Raw genomic sequence first — 17,667 nt, 5'->3', positions numbered from 1 at the left:
ACAAGAGAAAACAAAAGATTTTGTCAAGCTTTCACAAAATAAAAAAAGCCAGCAATTACGCTGGTTTGAGAGATATGGCCTCTGAATAAAGTCCTAAACTATTATAGTGCTAAATCCGAAAGACGGGTGGATATGCTGCTGCGCCGCGCGGAGGGGGACAGGCTCTACGCGCCGCAGAAAACCGAGCTGTTCGTTACGCTGAAGGAGGGGGAGTCCGTCCGGGATCTGCGGGAGGAAGCGCAGCAGCGGTCGGAGAGGGAAAGGCTCTGCGGATGGTGATGAAAAGCGAAAGGCGCGTTTTGACGTGCTTCTTTTTTATCCATAAGAACGAAACGATTCGCGCAAAGAAAAACAGACACTGTCCGGTGATAGCAAAGAAAATCCGGTTCTGCATGTAAATTCCAGTCAAAAAGCCATAAAAACATGCCGGAAAAGATAAAAATATCACAATAAGTCCTGACAGCATATGGCATAATGCTCAAAAAAGATGGGATAAATTCGCAATATTATACAATTGACAGAGCGAAACGTTTATAATAGCATAAGTCTATCAAAACTTACGCCTGTGCGGGCGCTCTGCACACGGAGACGGCGGGGTGCGGCGGTGAAGGGACTGGAGGGTATTGTGGATAAGATAAAGCAAAATCCGATCGTCAGAAAATTGGGATTCAACCGGATCATCCTGTTTTTTGTACTGATCCTGATGTACATTCTGTTCTCGGTCGCCATACCGGGCTTTTCGAGCATGGCGCGGGTGCGGGATATTTTCAACTACATATACTTTCTCGGGTTCCTTTCTCTGGGAGTTACCTTCGTCATTGCGACGGGGGGCATCGATTTCTCCATCGGCCCGGTCATGTTCTGCTGTGCGCTGATCTCGGGCTACTGCCTGAATTCCTATCACGTGCCGCTGGCGCTCTCGATGCTGATCTCCATTCTCATCGGCCTTCTTTTCGGTGTATTCAACGGGTATCTCGTCGCCTACTGGCGGGTGCCGCCGTTCATCATCTCCATGGCCTCCATGAACATCGCCAAGGGACTTGCTTCCGTGTTCACCAAGTCCCAGTCGGTCAGCTGGCCGCAGTCAGGCGATGCGGGCGGGGCGGGCGTGTTTCGCAATATTGTCAGTGTAAACGGCTTCCCGACGGGGCTTGTCATCTTCGGCGCGGCAGCACTTCTGTGCGGTATCGTGCTCTATAACACCAAGGCGGGACGCTATATTCTGTGCCTCGGGAGCAACCGTGAGGCGGTGCGCCTGTCCGGTGTTGACACGAAGCGCTGGGAGATGCTGGCATATGTGATCTGCGGAACGCTGGTCGGCATCGCGGCGCTGTTCTTTGTGGCGGCCTACACGACGGTGCAGCCGGGCTACGGGGATCAGTACAACAACGAGGCGATCGCGGGCTGTGTCATGGGCGGCACCTCCATGGTCGGCGGCCTCGCGTCCATCGGCGGAACGGTTCTGGGCGTGTTCATCATTTCGCTTCTGCAGGAGGGAATCCTCGCGTTCGGCATGGGCAAGGATGTGCAGCTCATCCTCACGGGCTTTATCGTCATCGCAGCGGTGTACGCGGACGTGCTGGCGCGCCGCAGGAAGAACTGACGGCGGTGTCTGACAACAGGTGTTTCGGCAGGAACGGAGGCTATATATGGGAGAAGTAATCCTGACAATGCAGGACATCGACAAATCCTTTCCGGGCGTTCACGCACTGGATCATGTCCATTTCGATGTGCGGCGGGGAGAGGTTCACGCGCTGATGGGGGAAAACGGTGCGGGAAAATCCACGCTGATGAAAGTGCTCACCGGCATCTATACCAAGGATTTGGGGAGCATCATCTACGAGGGAAAGGAAGTTGAGTTCCACAATACGAGAGAGGCGCAGGATGCCGGCATTGTCATTGTCCATCAGGAGCTGAACATGGTCGGCGATCTGACGGTGGCGCAGAACATTTTCATCGGGCGCGAGTTCATGAAAGGCTTCCGCATCGACGACAGGCGGATGATCGAGGAATCGAAGAAGCTCTTCGACGAGCTCCATATCGACATCGACCCCTCCACGAAGATGAGCGATCTGACGGTCGGAAAGCAGCAGATGTGCGAGATTGCCAAGGCGATCTCCCATGAATGCAAGGTCATTATTTTCGACGAGCCCTCGGCGGCGCTGACAGAAAAGGAGATCGAGGACCTGTTCGTGATCATCCGTGATCTTCGGGAGAAACAGCTCGGCATTGTCTATATTTCTCACCGGATGGATGAGATCAAGGTCATAACGGACCGCGTGACGGTCATGCGCGACGGAACCTATGTCGGAACGCTGATCACAAAGGACTGCAGCAAGGAAGACATTATCAACATGATGGTAGGCCGTGTGATTTACGAGGAGCCCAAGACGAAGAGCATGTGCCCGCCGGATGCGCCGGTAGTGCTTCGGGTCGAGCATCTGAACGCGGGCAAGATGGTGCAGGATGTGAGCTTTGAGCTGCGCAGGGGCGAGATCCTCGGCTTCTCGGGGCTTATGGGGGCCGGGCGAACCGAGACGGCCCGGGCGCTCTTCGGAGCGGATCCGAAGCAGAGCGGAGATATCTATATCAACGGCAGCAAGGTGGAAATCAATTCGCCGCAGGACGCGGTGAACGCCGGGATCGGCTATCTCTCGGAGGACCGCAAGCGCTACGGCCTCGTCGTGCAGAAGTCCGTTATCCAGAACTCGACCATGGCCTGTCTGGAGGAGTATATCAGCGGCGGCTTCATCAACAAAAAGAAAGAGCGGGATGTCACAGAGAAGTATATTGCCGAACTGGCGACCAAGACGCCGAGCGCAGAGCAGCTCGTCGTGAATCTTTCGGGCGGTAATCAGCAGAAGGTCGTCATCGCGAAATGGCTGGCCAAAAACTGCGATATTCTGATCTTTGACGAACCGACGCGCGGAATTGATGTCGGTGCGAAGAACGAGATCTACAAGCTGATGTCCTCGCTGGCGGCGCAGGGTAAATCCATTATCATGATTTCATCGGAGATGACCGAGATCCTGCGGATGAGCGACCGGATTGTCATCATGTGCGAGGGAAAGAAGACCGGAGAGCTCGGCATCGAAGAGGCGACGCAGGAGCTTATCATGGATAAGGCGACCCGGAACATTGCGTAGGAGGCGGAAATGATCAAGAAGAAATCCAAACTGTTGGCGGATCAGCGCTTCATCGTTCTGCTGGTCATTCTGGGGCTGATCATCGTATACATGATTTTCAGTCAGGAGTTCCGAAAATACTCCTCGGTTCTGAGTATGCTGGACTTTTCCTACTATGATGTACTGATGGCGGTCGGCGTCACCTTTCCGCTGATCACCGGTGGTGTCGATCTGTCGATCGGAACCGGCATGGTCTGCTATTCGCTGCTGGCCGGTACGCTGGTGCGCAATTACAATTGCCCCGTTATCGTGGCCATGCTCCTGTGTGTCATTTTCGGCATGTGCATCGGCCTGCTGAACGGCGTACTGGTGTCGGTTATGGATCTGCCGCCTTTTCTCGCGACGCTCTGCACCTGCATGATCACGCGCGGGATCGGTTCCATGATGACGGCGACGCCGTGGCCCACGCTCAAACAGCCGGGCGGGTGGTTCCATTCCATCTTCAAGCTGACGTTCGGAAGCGGGCGCAGCGCGACCAAGCTCCCGATCGGCTTTCTCTGGATGATTTTGATCGTTCTGCTCATGGAGTTTATCCTCAATCACACGAAATTCGGCCGCTACACCATCGCGATCGGCAGCAACAAGGAGGCGACGCTCCTTTCCGGCATCTCGGTGAAAAAGTATCACATTGCGGTTTATGTTGTCAGCGGCCTGTTCGCGGGGCTTGCGGCCATCGCTTATTCGGCGGTCGTTCCGACCGTGCAGCCCGGCACGGGCGCAGGTCTTGAACTGGATGCGATCGGCGGCGTGTTTGTCGGCGGCGTGTCGGCGACCGGCGGATACGGTTCTGTGATCGGAACGCTGCTCGGCGTTATGGTCATTGTGCTCCTGAAGACGGGTCTGCCTTATATCGGACTCCAGTCGAACTGGCAGCAGATCATCACCGGTTTTGTTCTGATCGGTGCGGTCCTGATCGACATCATCAAGAAGCGCCGGGCGGCTTCCTCCCGGACGAGCTAAGCTCTGGAGCGCGCAGGGAATCGGGTACGGTTATATGCGGCGCAATTCTGCGCCGCTGTAATATACATTTCACAATTTTTCAAGGAGGACAGAAAATGAAAAAGAAAATCCTGTCGATGGTTCTGAGCACTGCCCTTATGGCGTCTGTGCTCGCGGGCTGTGGAAGCGCGGCGGCTCCGACCGCAGATACAAGCGCTCCGGCAGCAGAGGAGAAAGCGGAGGAAAAGGCCGAGGAGAAGCCCGCGGAGGAAGAGGCGGAGGAAGAGGCGGAGCCGGAAGCGGAGACTGCCGAGACGAAAGACGGCGGGAGCGCGACGGGCGGCACGGCGCAGTTTGAAGGCGTTAAGGCCAAGGAGGCCTATAACTTCCCGATCATTGTCAAGTCGTTCCAGTCCACCTACTGGCAGGCGGCCATCAAGGGCATGGATATGGCGGCAGAGGAGCTGGGCGTCACCTATTCGGCACAGGGACCCAACTCCGAGTCTGATATTGCGGATCAGGTCAATATGATCAACAGCGCGATCAACGGCAAGCCGGCCGGTCTCGGTCTGGCGGCCTGTGATACCAGCTCGGTTCTCGACTCTCTCAAGACCTGTGCAGAACAGGGCATTCCGGTCGTCGCCTTTGATACGGGCGTAGCGGATGCGCCGGAGGGCTCCATCGTCTGCACGGTTGCGACAGACAATACGCAGGCCGGTGAGGTTGCGGCAGAGAACATGTATGCGGCGATCAAGGACGTCATCGCGGCGGCAGACGCGCAGGTCCGTATCGGTGAGGTCAATCAGGACGCGACGGCTCTGAACATCCAGCAGAGAGGGCTCGGCTTCGTCAACAAGATGATCGAGCTGATCACGGCGGACGGCAAGACTGTGGCGGTTACCGGTAACGAGTTCTATGTTAACAAGTGCAAGGACAAGGGCGACGAAGCCAGCGCGGATGTTGTGATCGAGGTGAGAGTCCCGGCGCAGACCACCGTTGAGCTCTGCTCCACCGAGGCACAGGCGGTTCTTTCCAAGGAAGACACCATCGCGATCTTCGGCTCCAACCAGACGGCGGCAGAGGGCGTTCTCGCAGCGGATGCGAACCTCTCCGTTCTCGGCACGGATGCGGCGGCAGGCGATGTGATTGCGGTCGGCTTTGACGCGGGCTCCACGATCAAGGGCGCGATCTCTGACGGAACCATGTACGGCGCGGTTACCCAGTCTCCTCTGATGATGGGTTACTACACGCTGTACGCTCTGACGATGGCGGCGAACGGCGATGCGCTGGAGGATGTTCCCACCGACGGCTACTGGTACGATGCGAACAATATGGGCGACGACACCATCGCGCCGAACCTTTACGACTGATCGTTCTGCGGTTCATGCAGGGCCCGCAGTGACATGCGGGCCCTTTTTATCATCCGGTGCGCGCGGCATGATGCGGCACAGGAAAGGCTTCCGCTTCATGAGCTTCTTGTGAAGCGGCGGCAGAAGTTTTATTATCAGCACAACAACAGTATTGGAGGCATAGCTATGGCAGCAAACAGGTACATCGGCGATTATCCTGTCATTGGAATCCGCCCCACGATCGACGGCCGGCGGGGCGTGCTCAAGGTCAGGGAGTCATTGGAGGAGCAGACCATGAATATGGCGCGGTCTGCGGCGAAGCTCTTTGAGGATAACCTGAAATATTCCAACGGAGAGCCGGTCAAGGTCGTCATTGCGGATATGACCATCGGCCGTGTGGCAGAGTCTGCGGCCTGCGAGCAGAAGTTCCGCAGGGAGGGCGTCGCGATCACGCTCACGGTCACTCCCTGCTGGTGCTACGGCGCGGAGACCATGGATATGAACCCGCTCACCATCAAGGGGGTGTGGGGCTTTAACGGAACGGAGAGACCCGGCGCGGTCTATCTGGCGTCGGTTCTTGCGACCCATGCGCAGAAAGGACTTCCGGCGTTCGGCATCTACGGCCATGACGTGCAGGAGGCGGACAGCACCGAGATCCCTGAGGACGTCAGGGAAAAGCTCCTGCGCTTCGGACGGGCGGCGGTTGCGGCGGCCTCGATGAGAGACAAGTCCTACCTGCAGATCGGCTCCGTCACCATGGGCATCGGCGGTTCCATCATCGACCCGGCATTCATTGAGGAGTATCTCGGCATGCGCGTGGAGTCCATTGATGAGGTGGAAATCATCCGCCGCATGGAGCAGCACATCTACGACGAGGAGGAATATCAGAAAGCGCTCGCGTGGACAAAGGAGCACTGCAAGGAGGGCTGGGACAAGAACCCTGACTTTATCCGCAGGTCTCCGGAGCAGAAAGAAAAGGACTGGGAATTCACCGTCAAGATGATGTGCATCATCAAGGACCTCTACAACGGCAATCCGAATCTGCCGGCGGGCTGCGAGGAGGAGGCGGTCGGACACAATGCGATCGCGGGCGGCTTCCAAGGGCAGCGCCAGTGGACGGACTTCTATCCGAACTGCGACTATCCGGAATCGCTGCTCAACACCACCTTTGACTGGAACGGCGCGCGAGAGCCGTACATCCTCGCGACGGAGAACGACTGCCTGAACGGTCTCGGCATGCTGTTCATGAAGCTGCTGACGAACCGCGCGCAGATGTTCGCCGACGTCCGCACCTACTGGAGCGAGGAGGCGGTGAAGAAAGCGACCGGCTATCAGCTTGAGGGCAAGGCGCTCGAGTCGGGCGGCTTCATTCATCTCATCAACTCCGGCGCATGCTGTCTTGACGCCTGCGGCGAGGTCAAGGATGCGGACGGCAACGGCATCATGAAGGAGTGGTACGACATCACCGAGGAGGATATCGAGACGATCACCTCCCACAGCGAGTGGTGTGCGGCGGATAACGGGTATTTCCGCGGCGGCGGCTTCTCCGCGCGCTTCCTGACGAGAGCCGAGATGCCGGCGACGATGATCCGCCTGAATCTGGTCAAGAACCTCGGCCCGGTGCTGCAGATCTGCGAGGGTTGGACGGTCAATCTGCCGGATGCGGTCTCGGATCAGATCTGGAAGAGAACGGATTATACATGGCCCTGCACATGGTTTGCGCCCCGCGTCTCCGGAAAGGACGACGCGTTCCGCACGGCCTATGACGTCATGAACAACTGGGGAGCCAACCACGGCGCCATCAGCTACGGCCATATCGGCGCGGATCTCATCACGCTGGCCTCGATTCTCCGCATTCCGGTGTGCATGCACAACGTTCCGCAGGACAAGATCTTCCGCCCGGCGGCGTGGAATGCGTTCGGAATGGACAAGGAGGGGCAGGATTACAGAGCGTGCAAGGCGTACGGCCCGATGTACAAGACAATCCGGTAAGATTTTTCAGTAACGCTTTTTTTCCGGCGGCGGGGTCAGAGTGACCGGGCGGGATTTTTGGGGGTCCCGCAAGAGCACTCTGCCCCGGACGCCGGTTCCGGCATCAGACACAACGAAAACAAAAATACCGGCTTCAGAACAGAAAGAAAAGGGGCGTCTGTGCTGCCGGCGCGGGCGCAGAAAGGCAGATTATGTTAAAAAATATTCCGAAGATCCTTTCGCCGGAGCTTCTCAAGGTGCTCTGCGAGATGGGGCACAGCGACCGGATCGTGATTTCGGATGGAAATTTTCCGGCGGAATCCATGGGGAAAGATGCCATCGTGATCCGCGCGGACGGGCACGGTGTTCCGGAGCTTCTGGATGCGATTCTCACGCTGTTCCCTCTGGACAGCTATGTGGAGCACCCGGTCAGTCTGATGGAGGTCATGCCCGGAGATCAGGTCGAGACACCGATCTGGGATGAGTACAAAAGGATCGTCAGCGCACACGATGAGCGCGGCGAAAAAGCGATCGGGACCATTGAGCGCTTCGCGTTCTACGAGGAAGCGAAAAAGGCCTACGCGATCATCGCCACGGGAGAATCGGCGCTTTACGCCAATATTCTCCTGCAAAAGGGCGTAGTGACGGATTGACAAATGAAAAGAGAGGCCTGCGGCACGGCCGCAGGCATTTTGCGTTTCAGCGGCGCGGAGGGCGGAGCATATGAACGAAACGAAATATTATCTGGCGGTCGATATCGGGGCCTCCTCGGGGCGCCATATTCTGGCGCATATGGAGGACGGCCGCATGGTTCTTGAGGAGGTACACCGCTTCTGGAACGGGAGCGACAAAGCGGAGGTGAACGGAAAGACGCACCGTGTCTGGGATACGGACCGGCTGCTTCGGGAGATTATCGCCGGCATGAAGAGCTGTGCCGCGATGGGGAAAATACCGGTTTCCATGGGAATTGATACATGGGGCGTCGATTACGTTCTGCTGGGAGCGGACGGAAAGCGTCTGGGGAACTGCTATGCCTACCGGGACGACCGGACGCAGGGCATGGAGGACGAGGTGTACCGCCGCGTTCCGGCGGAGGAGCTCTACCGGAGAACCGGTATTCAGTTTGCGATCTACAACACGATTTTCCAGCTTGCGGCGCAGGAATCGGAGGAGCCGGAGCTCCTTGCGCAGGCGGAGTTTCTGCTCATGATGCCGGACTATTTCCACTATATGCTGACCGGCGTGCGCAGGCAGGAATATACGAATGCGTCCACATCGCAGCTCCTGGATGTCAGGACGGGGGACTGGGACAGAGAGCTGATCGGCCGGCTCGGCTTCCCGCAGAAGCTGTTCGGACCGCTCTCCATGCCGGGAACGACGGTGGGCGAGCTGCTGCCGGAGATCGCGGAGGAAGTCGGCTTTTGCTGCCGCGTGGCGCTGCCCGCAACGCATGATACCGGGTCCGCCGTCATGAGCGTTCCCTCGGAGGCGGAGGATACCCTCTACATTTCCTCCGGGACATGGTCGCTCATGGGCTGCGAGCTGCAGGAGGCGAACAGCAGCGAGGCGGCACGGCAGGCGAACTTTACCAATGAGGGAGGCTACCGGAAGAGATACCGCTTCCTCAAGAACATCATGGGTCTCTGGATGATACAGTCGGTGAAAAAGGAGCTGGAGGAGGGCTATCCCTTTGAGGGGCGCACCGGAGACGAGGATTTCTCATTTGGAAATCTGTGCGACAGGGCATCCCGGGAGAGCATCGCATCCCTCGTGGCGGCTAATGACCAGCGCTTTCTCGCGCCGGTCTCGATGATCGAGGAGGTGAAAGCGGCCTGCGCCGAGCAGGGAATGCAGGTTCCGCAGTCTCCGTGGGAGCTCGCCCGCGTGATCTACCGCTCGCTTGCGGTGTGCTACCGCGAGGCGGCGGAGGAGATCGAAGCGCTGACCGGGAAGCATTTTGACGCGGTCAATATCGTGGGCGGCGGCTCCAACGCCGTGTGGCTCAACCAGCTCACCGCGGCGGAGACGGGCCGGACCGTGCTCGCCGGTCCCGGCGAGGCGACCGCGATCGGGAACCTCGGCGCGCAGATGATCGCGGACGGCGTCTTTGCCGATCTGACGGATTTTCGCAGGACGGTGTACCGCTCGTTCGGGGTGAAGGAGTACCGCTGAGCGGCAGACTCGCCTCGGTAAGAAAAGACAGAAGACGGCCGGCAGGCCATGACATATGCCCGGATTTCCGGGGATATGTCAGAGCTGCCGGCCGCTTTTGGGTTTTGCGGTGGATTACAGCTGTCAGATGATTCGGTTCTTCAAGTGAATGCCCTGCATTCCTCCCCGATTACCAGCTCCGCGCCTGCGAGCTCGTCGCAGCGCGCGGTAATATGGAGCGGCCTTTGCGGGGAGCTCCGGCGGACGTAGGCGATAAGGCGGCCGTGAAAGCTGGCGCGAACCGGGCCGGTGTAGTCCGTGACATCGGCAATATCGCCGTTTTCAAGACCAAGGAGCGTCCCGCCCTGAACCTCAACGGAAATCGGATATGCGCCGGAGAGGATCAGGCTGCCCTCGGAGTCGCAGACAGAAATTTCAATCTGTTCGATCGGAGCATCCGGATCAGAGCAAGATTCTGCGGGGACTTCAAAGCGTTCAAGCCGCAGCCTTGTCGGAAGCGAGGCGGTGCGGAGAGAATCGAAGACTTCATACTCCTTTGTTCCGCGAACAGCAGGCGGGAGCGTCGTGAGCAGTCCAAAGGCCCGGACGGAGAGCGTGCCGGGGGCAAAGGGCAGGATAAAGGAGATGGAATCCTCGTCGTCGCTGCGCTCTCCTGCGGCGATCAGGGCTCCGTCGAGAAACAGCTCGGCGCGGGAGAGATTGGTGTAGACGAAGACCCGGACATCCTCGCCGGGACAGTAGTTCCAGCTCTCGGAAAAGAAATCCGGACGCACGCCGCTGTCGTGTCGGAGGCGGGCAGTGGCAAGGTGCGCCATGGGCTCTGCGGACCAGAAGCTCCGGCGGCGGTAATAGCCGGTTTTTTCATATCCCGCGAGGGTCATAAGCCCGGCGCCGGAGGCGCGGATGGGCCAGCCGCGGGCCTCGCCCAGATAGTCGATGCCGGTCCAGAGGAACTGCCCGCAGATATATTCACGGTCGCGGACGACCTTCCATGCCTCCCAATCGTGTCCGTTTTCGCTTCCGAGGAAAGGGAGCGAGGGAAAGCGGGCATGGCTTTCCTCATACAGCTGCTCCTTGTAATTGTAGCCGGCGACATCCAGAGCGTCGAGGAAGCCAAGCCGGGCCGAGAGCTCCGGAAATGCCGCGGCAAGTGTCACCGGACGGCTGGGATCCATGCGGCGCACCTCTCCCGCAAGCATGGCGGCGAGGGGCGCGAGCCGCTCCGCGTTCGGCCGGTCCGGGCTGTACATGCGCTCGGCGGCGGGCTTGTCGGCATCGTTGTTGCCGGTCATCTCGGTGAACAGCGGATGACAGTAGGGGTCGTTCGGATAATCGATTTCATTTCCGATGCTCCAGAGAATCACGCAGGGATGATGGCCCGCGCGGCGCGTCATGGCGCGCAGATCCTCCTCATGACAGGCCGGGAAATCGTGGTAGTAGCCCTCGTGGCGGGGCGGGTAGACATTGTGGCCCGTGCTCCACTTGTTCTTGGGCCCCTCCCATTCGTCAAAGGCCTCGTCGATCACGAGGAAGCCCAGCTCATCGCAGAGATCATACAGTTCGTCCATGTGGGGGTTGTGGCTCATGCGGACGGCGTTGCAGCCGGCCGCCCGAAGCTTTGTCAGGCGGCGGTACCAGATCTCCTTGGCGGAGGCGGAGCCGAGCGCCCCGCAGTCGTCGTGCAGACAGACGCCGCGGAGCTTCATATTTATGCCATTCAGCGAAAACCCATAGTCCGGATGGAAAGCAAAGCTGCGGATGCCGACGCGCTGCTCATCGGCAAGGTATTCAGGACCGCCGTTTACCGAAAGAAAGGTGCGCAGAAGATAGAGCTGCGGTGTCTCCGGGCTCCAGAGACGCGGCGCGGCGAGCGGGACGGCCTCGGCGGAGAGAGAGGCGTGCTCTCCGGGCTTCAGCTCGGCCACAGTGGAGGAGACCTCCAGAGTCGGCGTGGAATCTTCGCAGGACAGCTGCCAGCGGGCGGCGACTTCGGCAGGCGCAGGGCTGTCGTTCACAACCCGGGAGAGGAAGCCGAGCTCGGCGCAGGCAGCGTCGGCATGGAGAACGGTAAAGGAAAGGCCGTATTCTTCGCAGTGCACCGGGGCCTCTTCGATCAGCCGGACGCGCCGCAGGAGGCCGGAGCCGGTGAACCAGCGGGAATCGGCGATATCCCTGTGATCCACCCGGACCGCGATCACATTGTCCGCATTGCCGAAGCACACGTCGTCCGTGATATCATAGGCAAACGGCGTGTAGCCGTTTGCATGAAAACCCTTGTAATAGCCGTTTACCCAGACCTCGGAATGCTTGTATACGCCGTCAAAGGACAGGCGCAGGCGTCTTCCGCGGCTCTTCTCGGGGAGCCGGAAGCGTGTGCGGTACCATCCGATGCCGCCGCATACGTAGCCGGTGCCGGAAGAATTTTCGCGGGAAAAGGGATAATGCACGGACCAGTCGTGAGGGACGGATACGGGAGAAAATTTGCTTTCATCGCAGCTTTTCTGCCAGCTTTCCGGAAGCTCTCCAAGATGGAAAAGCCAGTTTTTTGAAAGCGTGTTCACAATTGTATTTTCAGTGTTTTCAGGCATTTCTTTACCCATGTCGAGCTCCTTTTCATATCCTATCCGTCTGTGGGATGAAAGCCGGCGGACGAACGTGCTTCTGGTGCGCGGCGCGGTCAGTCCGCGGCCCGGCTCCCTGTACATCATTATAGGATAAAAAAGGCGGAAATCCATGGAAATCAGAGTCATTTATGGTAAATGAGCGACTCTGTAAAAACGATGCCCCGGTCCTGTACAGAGATGCTCCTCAGGGGCGCTTGCCTTTGAGAGCGGAAAGCCTTATGATGAAACAGATTTTATGAAAGTGCTTTCAACAGTGCGGTACAAGGGGGGGGAGGTATGAAACGGGGGATCAATATTTATCAGATTGCCAGCGAAGCCGGGGTGTCATCGGCGACAGTATCCCGCGTGATGTCGGGGAATCCGCATGTGAGCGAGGAAAAGCGCCGCAGAGTGGAGGAGGTGATCCGCCGCTATGACTACCGCCCGAACGCGCTGGCGCAGGGGCTTACCATGGCCCGGACAAGGATCATCGGTGTGGTGGCGGCGGATGTGCAGAATCCGTATTATGCGCAGATTGTCGCCACGCTGGGGCGGCGGATCGACGAGCTGGAGTACAGCGCGCTGATCTTCAATACTTTTGGCAGCGCGGAGCTGGAGGTCAGAGGGCTCCAGAAAATGTTCGATATCCGGGCGGACGCCATCATTCTGATGGGCGGGAGATCGGACCGGCTTGTCACAGACCCCGATTATGCCGACCTCATCAATCGGATTTCGGATACGGTGCCGGTCGTGACCACCGGCAAGGTGGACGGCGCCCGCGTTCATCAGGTGTGCATCGACGAGATGCTCGGTGTGGATCTTGCGATGGAACATCTGTTCTCGCTGGGACACCGGCATATCGCCATGCTCGGCGGCCGGTCGGATGTGAAGTCGACTTATGAAAAGCGGGCCCGATACCGCAGTGTCCTGCGGAGCCGCGGAATCACCTACCGAGAGCGTTATGTGATTGATTCGGACTATAACATGAGCGGCGGCTACCGGGGAATGAACGAGCTGTTTGCCTCGAACATTGGCCGCACCATGCCGACAGCGATCATGGCGATCAATGACTTTTCGGCCGTCGGCGTCGTGCACGCGATCCGGGAGCGCGGGTTGTCTGTTCCGGAGGATATGGCGGTGCTCAGCTTTGACAATACCTTTCTGACGGAAACGGCTCTGCCGCAGCTTACGAGTGTGGGTTATGACTATGAGGTGTTCGGTCGGGCGCTTGCAGACACCGCGATCGATCTTGTGGAGGGGCGGGAGGTTCCGGCATCTCGCGTCATCTCGTCCGGCCTGTATGCGAGGGCCTCGACCAAGGCGAACACACCGCCGATGTTCTGAAAATAAGGAAATAAGAAGACAAAGAAAAAGCAATACAACAGAATACAGCAGCGAGAGAGTGTGAAACAATTTTCATGATTCCCTGCGGCTGTATTCTGTTGTGCACAAAAAAATGCGGCAAAAAATGTGCACATGGACGAAACCGGGCGATAAGAAAACAAAATAGTTGAACGCCGCTCGTCATAGTGCTTTAATAATAGTGATGAAAGCGCTTACAATAAGTGGGTTTTCACGATCGACACAGAGACGCGCCGGCAGAAGACAGAAAAGACAATCGATGGATGATAGAGAGCAAATAGAGTAAGTGAAAGAGCAGGCGGCAGTGAGAGGGTGATTCAAAGAAAGACGGAGCGCGGCAGCGCTCTGCCAGGGGGGATTCGCATGAAAGATATTTCCGCAGGACCTTTGGGAAAAAAGAAGACATGGTATCAGGTCTTCTGGCGTTATCGTGTTCTGACGCTGATGTGCATACCGGCGATCCTGTTTTTCTTTTTCTTCAGCTATATGCCGATGCCGGGGATCTGGGTGGCCTTTGTCGACTACAAGTACCGGAAGGGCGTTTTTGGAAGTCCTTTCGTGGGGCTGCGCAATTTTGAGTTTCTGGCGCAGTCGGGCAAGCTTTGGACGTTGACGCGCAATACGATTCTGTACAATCTCGCATTCATTATTCTGGGAAATCTCTTTGCGGTGTTCATTGCGATTCTGCTGAACGAGATTCAGTCGAGGCGCTTCAAAAAGCTGTCGCAGACGATGATGTTCCTGCCCTATTTCATCTCACAGGTTCTGGTCGGAATTCTGGTATTCAATCTGCTCAATTATGACACGGGCTTCGTGAATGAGGTTCTGCGGGCGCTTGGCAAGACACCGTGGCAGCCGTATTCCAGCCCCGGGGCATGGCCGGTACTGATGGTCATTATCTATCTCTGGCAGCAGACCGGCTACAATTCCGTGGTCTATTTCGCCTCGATCTGCGGTATTGATGCGGAGATTATCGAGGCCGCCAGGGTGGACGGGGCGAACGCCTTTCAGAAGATCCGCTATATTCTTCTTCCGATGCTGAAGCCGACGATCGTCATTCTCCTCCTGTTTGCGCTCGGTGGGATTGTCAAGGGAAATTTCGGCCTGTTCTACAACGTCATCGGCCAGAATCCGATGCTCTACGACACGACGGATATCATTGAAACTTATGTGTACCGGTCCACCATCGCGGACTTTAACTTCTCGAGCGCCTCGGCGGTCGGCCTGTATCAGTCCATTGTCGGGTTTGTGATCGTTCTGTGCGCGAATGGAGTCATCAAGAAGATAGAGCCGGATTACTCGCTGTTCTGAGAAAAAGCGATGTGCGGCGCACGGATGCGCCGGTATGGAGGAAGGCTATGAGTTCCAGTACGAATATGACAAGACAGGAACGGAAAAGAGAGGAAAAGCTCGAGGCGATGAGCTCGGCGGCCAGAGTGAAGCTCGGGGTGTCCGATATCATTGTCCGGACGCTCGGCTATGTGATCGTGAGCTTCTATGCGCTGTGCTGTATTTTCCCGTTTCTTCTGATCGTCGGCACTTCTTTTTCGGACGAGGCGGTGATCCGCCGTGCGGGCGTGCAGCTCATTCCCCGCGGCTTTACGACGAGAGCCTATCAGATGATCATCAGCGGCGGCACGATATGGAAATCCTATGCACTGACAATTACGCTGACGGCGGTGGGAACTTTTCTGGGGCTGGCGATCATCTCCATGACCGGCTATGCGCTCCAGAGAAAGGATTACCCTTACCGCAACGTGATTTCTTTCTACATTTATTTCACCAGTCTTTTCTCGGCGGGGCTCGCGCCTTACTACCTGATGATGGTGCAGACCTATCGGCTCAAGGATAACTATCTGGCGGTGCTGCTTCCGCTGATGATGAGCCCGTGGCTGATCATTCTCATGAAGAACTTCGTGAAGCAGATTCCGCACGAAATCACAGAGGCCGGCAAGATCGACGGCGCGGGGGACATGACGGTGTTCACACACCTGATCCTGCCCATGATGAAGCCGGCGCTCGCAACCATCGGACTGTTTCTGGCGCTGGGGTACTGGAACGAGTGGTATCAGTCCTCGCTGTTCCTCTCATCCAAGGTGGAGGTGAAGCCGCTCCAGTATACGCTGTACGAGCTGGTCAACAAGATTGCGGCGCTCAAGAACTCGGTGGCGGGACAGTATATCGCGCTGTCGGATTTCCCGCAGGAGACGGTGAAGATGGCGAACGCCGTCATGGCCACGGGCCCCATAGTCCTTTTGTATCCTTTTGTACAGAAATATTTTATCGGGGGCATCACTGTCGGCGCTGTCAAGGGCTGAGCGCGGAAACCGGCGAGCGGAACCGGCGGAATGTTCTGCCGGGGAAAAGATGACAGCTGTCCTCGCCGTTTCGGCGAGGCTGTTATATAAACACTGCAAACACAGAGATTGGAGGACTTTTATGAAGAAGGTACTAGCGGCATTTCTTATCACCACCATGGCGGCGTCTCTTGCGGCCTGTGGCGGCCAGGGGGGGCGCACCGCGCCGGACGGAAGCGGTACGGAGACGGATGCTGCCGTAGACGGCGGAGCAGCGGCATCCGGTGATGAAGCGGCGGCGATCGACACGTCGGAGCATGTGGTGATCAACTACATGGTGACAGGCGATCCGCCGGAGGGAGAAGCGAAAGAAAATCTGAACAGGATGATGGAGGAGCTGAACGGCATCCTTACGGAAAAGGTCAATGCGGAGCTGCAGATTTACTACATTCCGTGGACGGACTGGCTTGCGAATTACAATCTGACGCTGGCGCAGATGGACGGCTCGGTGGATCTTGTCGGCACGGCCTCCGACTGGCTCGACGCATGGCCGAACGCCAAGGACGGCGCGTTCCTTGAGCTGAGCGAGAACATGCTGAAAACCTATGCACCCAAGACATGGGCGAGCGTTTCTCCGGAGCACTGGGAGCTCTGCAAGTACAACGGCGAAATCTATCTCATGCCCGAGGACAATTATGCACAGTGGACCAATCACGGTTTCATTTACCGCGCGGACTGGGCGAAAGAGGCCGGTCTTGACGAGGTGAAGAGCTGGGAAGATATGACGGCGTATTTTGCCTATGTCCGTAAGGCATATCCGGATATCATGGCGTGGGATTCCGACGGAACGGCTTACGGGACGCTGGCAGGCGGCTGGACGGCGTCGCACAGCGATTTTGTCGCCATTGACGGCATCACGGCTAACGCGCTCTGGGGAGGAACCAAGTCGGATCCCTACACCATCACGGTTCCTCAGTATGACGATACGGATATGATGGTCGCGTTTGCAAAGGAAATGGCGAAGTGGGATGAAATGGGCGTCTGGAGCACCGACGTTCTGAACAAGACCACGACGGCAAACCGCGACGACTATCGGATCGGTAAGGTCGCGGCAGAGCAGCATCACACGCAGACATGGACGGATCTTTGCTCCCACACGGACAACAACAAGATCTACACGGACGACAGTGACGCGGAATCCGGCTTCTTCTGGTTCGGCGAGGAGACGGGAAATGTGGTCCGGCTCAGCATTACGCACGGCGCGATGGCAGTTTCCGCGGCATCGGAGAATCCGGAGCGTGCGCTGATGGTGTACGATCTCATCCGCAACGATCCGGACTGCTACCGCCTGTTCAACTATGGAATCAAGGGCGTTTCATGGGATGTCAATGAGGACGGCCTGCGCATCACACCGGAGGGTTACAATCCGGACACGCAGAATATCAACGGGATGACCAACTACTGGTGGGGCCGGAACGACGATCTGGAGATCCGGGACGCGTCCAGAAACTGGGATGTTATCGAGCCGATGTATGAGGAGCTGGATGCGGCGGCGATCGATTATCCCTACGGGCAGTTTGTGCCGGATGTGGATGCGATTCAGGCGCAGATCAACAACGTCAACGAGGTCTATACCAATGATATGAAGCTGATTGCCTACGGCAAGTTTGATGATCAGGGCATGACGGCGGAGGAAGCGGTGCAGAAGCTCCATGACGATCTGCAGAAAGCCGGGATCGAAACGGTCACGGAGGAGCTGCAGAGACAGTTTGACGAGCTGTACAAATAG

General features: G+C 57.6%; 13 protein-coding genes. 12 read left to right on the top strand and 1 reads right to left on the bottom strand.

All coding sequences use genetic code 11. The features are described 5' to 3' along the window. Positions 1-126: 126 nt before the first annotated feature. The 8 genes from E0E20_RS13935 (at position 127) to rhaB (ending at position 9,616) form a co-directional block, all read left to right on the top strand. On the top strand, positions 127-279 hold the full coding sequence (locus tag E0E20_RS13935) for a hypothetical protein (RefSeq protein WP_165444043.1): 153 nt from the start codon (positions 127-129) through the stop codon (positions 277-279). A gap of 346 nt (positions 280-625) precedes the next feature. Next, entirely contained in the window at positions 626-1,603 is a 978-nt protein-coding gene (locus E0E20_RS08785) for an ABC transporter permease (protein WP_130837827.1), read from the top strand. Between the two features lie 46 nt (positions 1,604-1,649). Continuing rightward, a complete protein-coding gene (locus tag E0E20_RS08780; RefSeq protein WP_130837826.1) occupies positions 1,650-3,146 on the top strand; it encodes a sugar ABC transporter ATP-binding protein in 1,497 nt (498 codons plus the stop codon). 9 nt (positions 3,147-3,155) lie between these two features. Continuing rightward, positions 3,156-4,145 carry an ABC transporter permease gene (locus tag E0E20_RS08775; RefSeq protein WP_130837825.1) on the top strand — a complete coding sequence of 330 codons (990 nt, stop codon included), beginning with the start codon at positions 3,156-3,158 and terminating at the stop codon, positions 4,143-4,145. A gap of 95 nt (positions 4,146-4,240) precedes the next feature. Next, positions 4,241-5,494 carry a substrate-binding domain-containing protein gene (locus tag E0E20_RS08770; RefSeq protein WP_130837824.1) on the top strand — a complete coding sequence of 418 codons (1,254 nt, stop codon included), beginning with the start codon at positions 4,241-4,243 and terminating at the stop codon, positions 5,492-5,494. A 165-nt stretch (positions 5,495-5,659) separates the two neighbouring features. Then, on the top strand, positions 5,660-7,465 hold the full coding sequence (locus tag E0E20_RS08765) for an L-fucose isomerase (protein WP_130837823.1): 1,806 nt from the start codon (positions 5,660-5,662) through the stop codon (positions 7,463-7,465). A gap of 191 nt (positions 7,466-7,656) precedes the next feature. Further along, positions 7,657-8,097, top strand: a complete 441-nt coding sequence (gene fucU / locus E0E20_RS08760) for an L-fucose mutarotase (protein WP_130837822.1) — start codon at positions 7,657-7,659, stop codon at positions 8,095-8,097. A gap of 70 nt (positions 8,098-8,167) precedes the next feature. Then, positions 8,168-9,616, top strand: coding sequence for a rhamnulokinase (gene rhaB, locus E0E20_RS08755; protein ID WP_130837821.1), 1,449 nt, complete (start codon positions 8,168-8,170; stop codon positions 9,614-9,616). A gap of 140 nt (positions 9,617-9,756) precedes the next feature. Here the strand turns inward: rhaB and E0E20_RS08750 are convergent, their stop codons facing one another. Beyond that, positions 9,757-12,216, bottom strand: coding sequence for a sugar-binding domain-containing protein (locus E0E20_RS08750; RefSeq protein WP_165444042.1), 2,460 nt, complete (start codon positions 12,214-12,216; stop codon positions 9,757-9,759). 300 nt (positions 12,217-12,516) lie between these two features. Here E0E20_RS08750 and E0E20_RS08745 point away from each other — a divergent pair, with 300 nt between their 5' ends. From E0E20_RS08745 to E0E20_RS08730, 4 genes are all read left to right on the top strand, one after another. After that, entirely contained in the window at positions 12,517-13,563 is a 1,047-nt protein-coding gene (locus tag E0E20_RS08745) for a LacI family DNA-binding transcriptional regulator (protein ID WP_130837819.1), read from the top strand. Positions 13,564-13,944: 381 nt separating this feature from the next. After that, the gene (locus E0E20_RS08740) at positions 13,945-14,892 is read left to right on the top strand and encodes an ABC transporter permease (protein ID WP_130837818.1); all 948 of its coding nucleotides are present in this window, start codon (positions 13,945-13,947) and stop codon (positions 14,890-14,892) included. Between the two features lie 47 nt (positions 14,893-14,939). Beyond that, the gene (locus E0E20_RS08735; protein WP_242622734.1) at positions 14,940-15,899 is read left to right on the top strand and encodes a carbohydrate ABC transporter permease; all 960 of its coding nucleotides are present in this window, start codon (positions 14,940-14,942) and stop codon (positions 15,897-15,899) included. A gap of 121 nt (positions 15,900-16,020) precedes the next feature. Next, complete coding sequence (locus E0E20_RS08730) at positions 16,021-17,667, top strand: DUF3502 domain-containing protein (protein WP_130837817.1); 1,647 nt, start codon at positions 16,021-16,023, stop codon at positions 17,665-17,667.

The organism is Lachnoclostridium sp. Marseille-P6806 (genome assembly GCF_900625025.1).
In the GTDB taxonomy this organism is placed as follows: Bacteria; Bacillota; Clostridia; order Lachnospirales; family Lachnospiraceae; genus CAG-791.
Note: the sequence above shows the minus strand (reverse complement) of the source record. Positions and strands in the feature narration are given on the sequence as shown.

Coding starts and splice junctions, on each gene's coding strand:
- E0E20_RS08780 (WP_130837826.1), top strand. CDS start 1,650: ATGGGAGAAGTAATCCTGACAATGCAGGACATCGACAAATCCTTTCCG.
- E0E20_RS08775 (WP_130837825.1), top strand. CDS start 3,156: ATGATCAAGAAGAAATCCAAACTGTTGGCGGATCAGCGCTTCATCGTT.
- E0E20_RS08770 (WP_130837824.1), top strand. CDS start 4,241: ATGAAAAAGAAAATCCTGTCGATGGTTCTGAGCACTGCCCTTATGGCG.
- E0E20_RS08765 (WP_130837823.1), top strand. CDS start 5,660: ATGGCAGCAAACAGGTACATCGGCGATTATCCTGTCATTGGAATCCGC.
- fucU (WP_130837822.1), top strand. CDS start 7,657: ATGTTAAAAAATATTCCGAAGATCCTTTCGCCGGAGCTTCTCAAGGTG.
- rhaB (WP_130837821.1), top strand. CDS start 8,168: ATGAACGAAACGAAATATTATCTGGCGGTCGATATCGGGGCCTCCTCG.
- E0E20_RS08750 (WP_165444042.1), bottom strand. CDS start 12,216: ATGGGTAAAGAAATGCCTGAAAACACTGAAAATACAATTGTGAACACG.
- E0E20_RS08745 (WP_130837819.1), top strand. CDS start 12,517: ATGAAACGGGGGATCAATATTTATCAGATTGCCAGCGAAGCCGGGGTG.
- E0E20_RS08740 (WP_130837818.1), top strand. CDS start 13,945: ATGAAAGATATTTCCGCAGGACCTTTGGGAAAAAAGAAGACATGGTAT.
- E0E20_RS08735 (WP_242622734.1), top strand. CDS start 14,940: ATGAGTTCCAGTACGAATATGACAAGACAGGAACGGAAAAGAGAGGAA.
- E0E20_RS08730 (WP_130837817.1), top strand. CDS start 16,021: ATGAAGAAGGTACTAGCGGCATTTCTTATCACCACCATGGCGGCGTCT.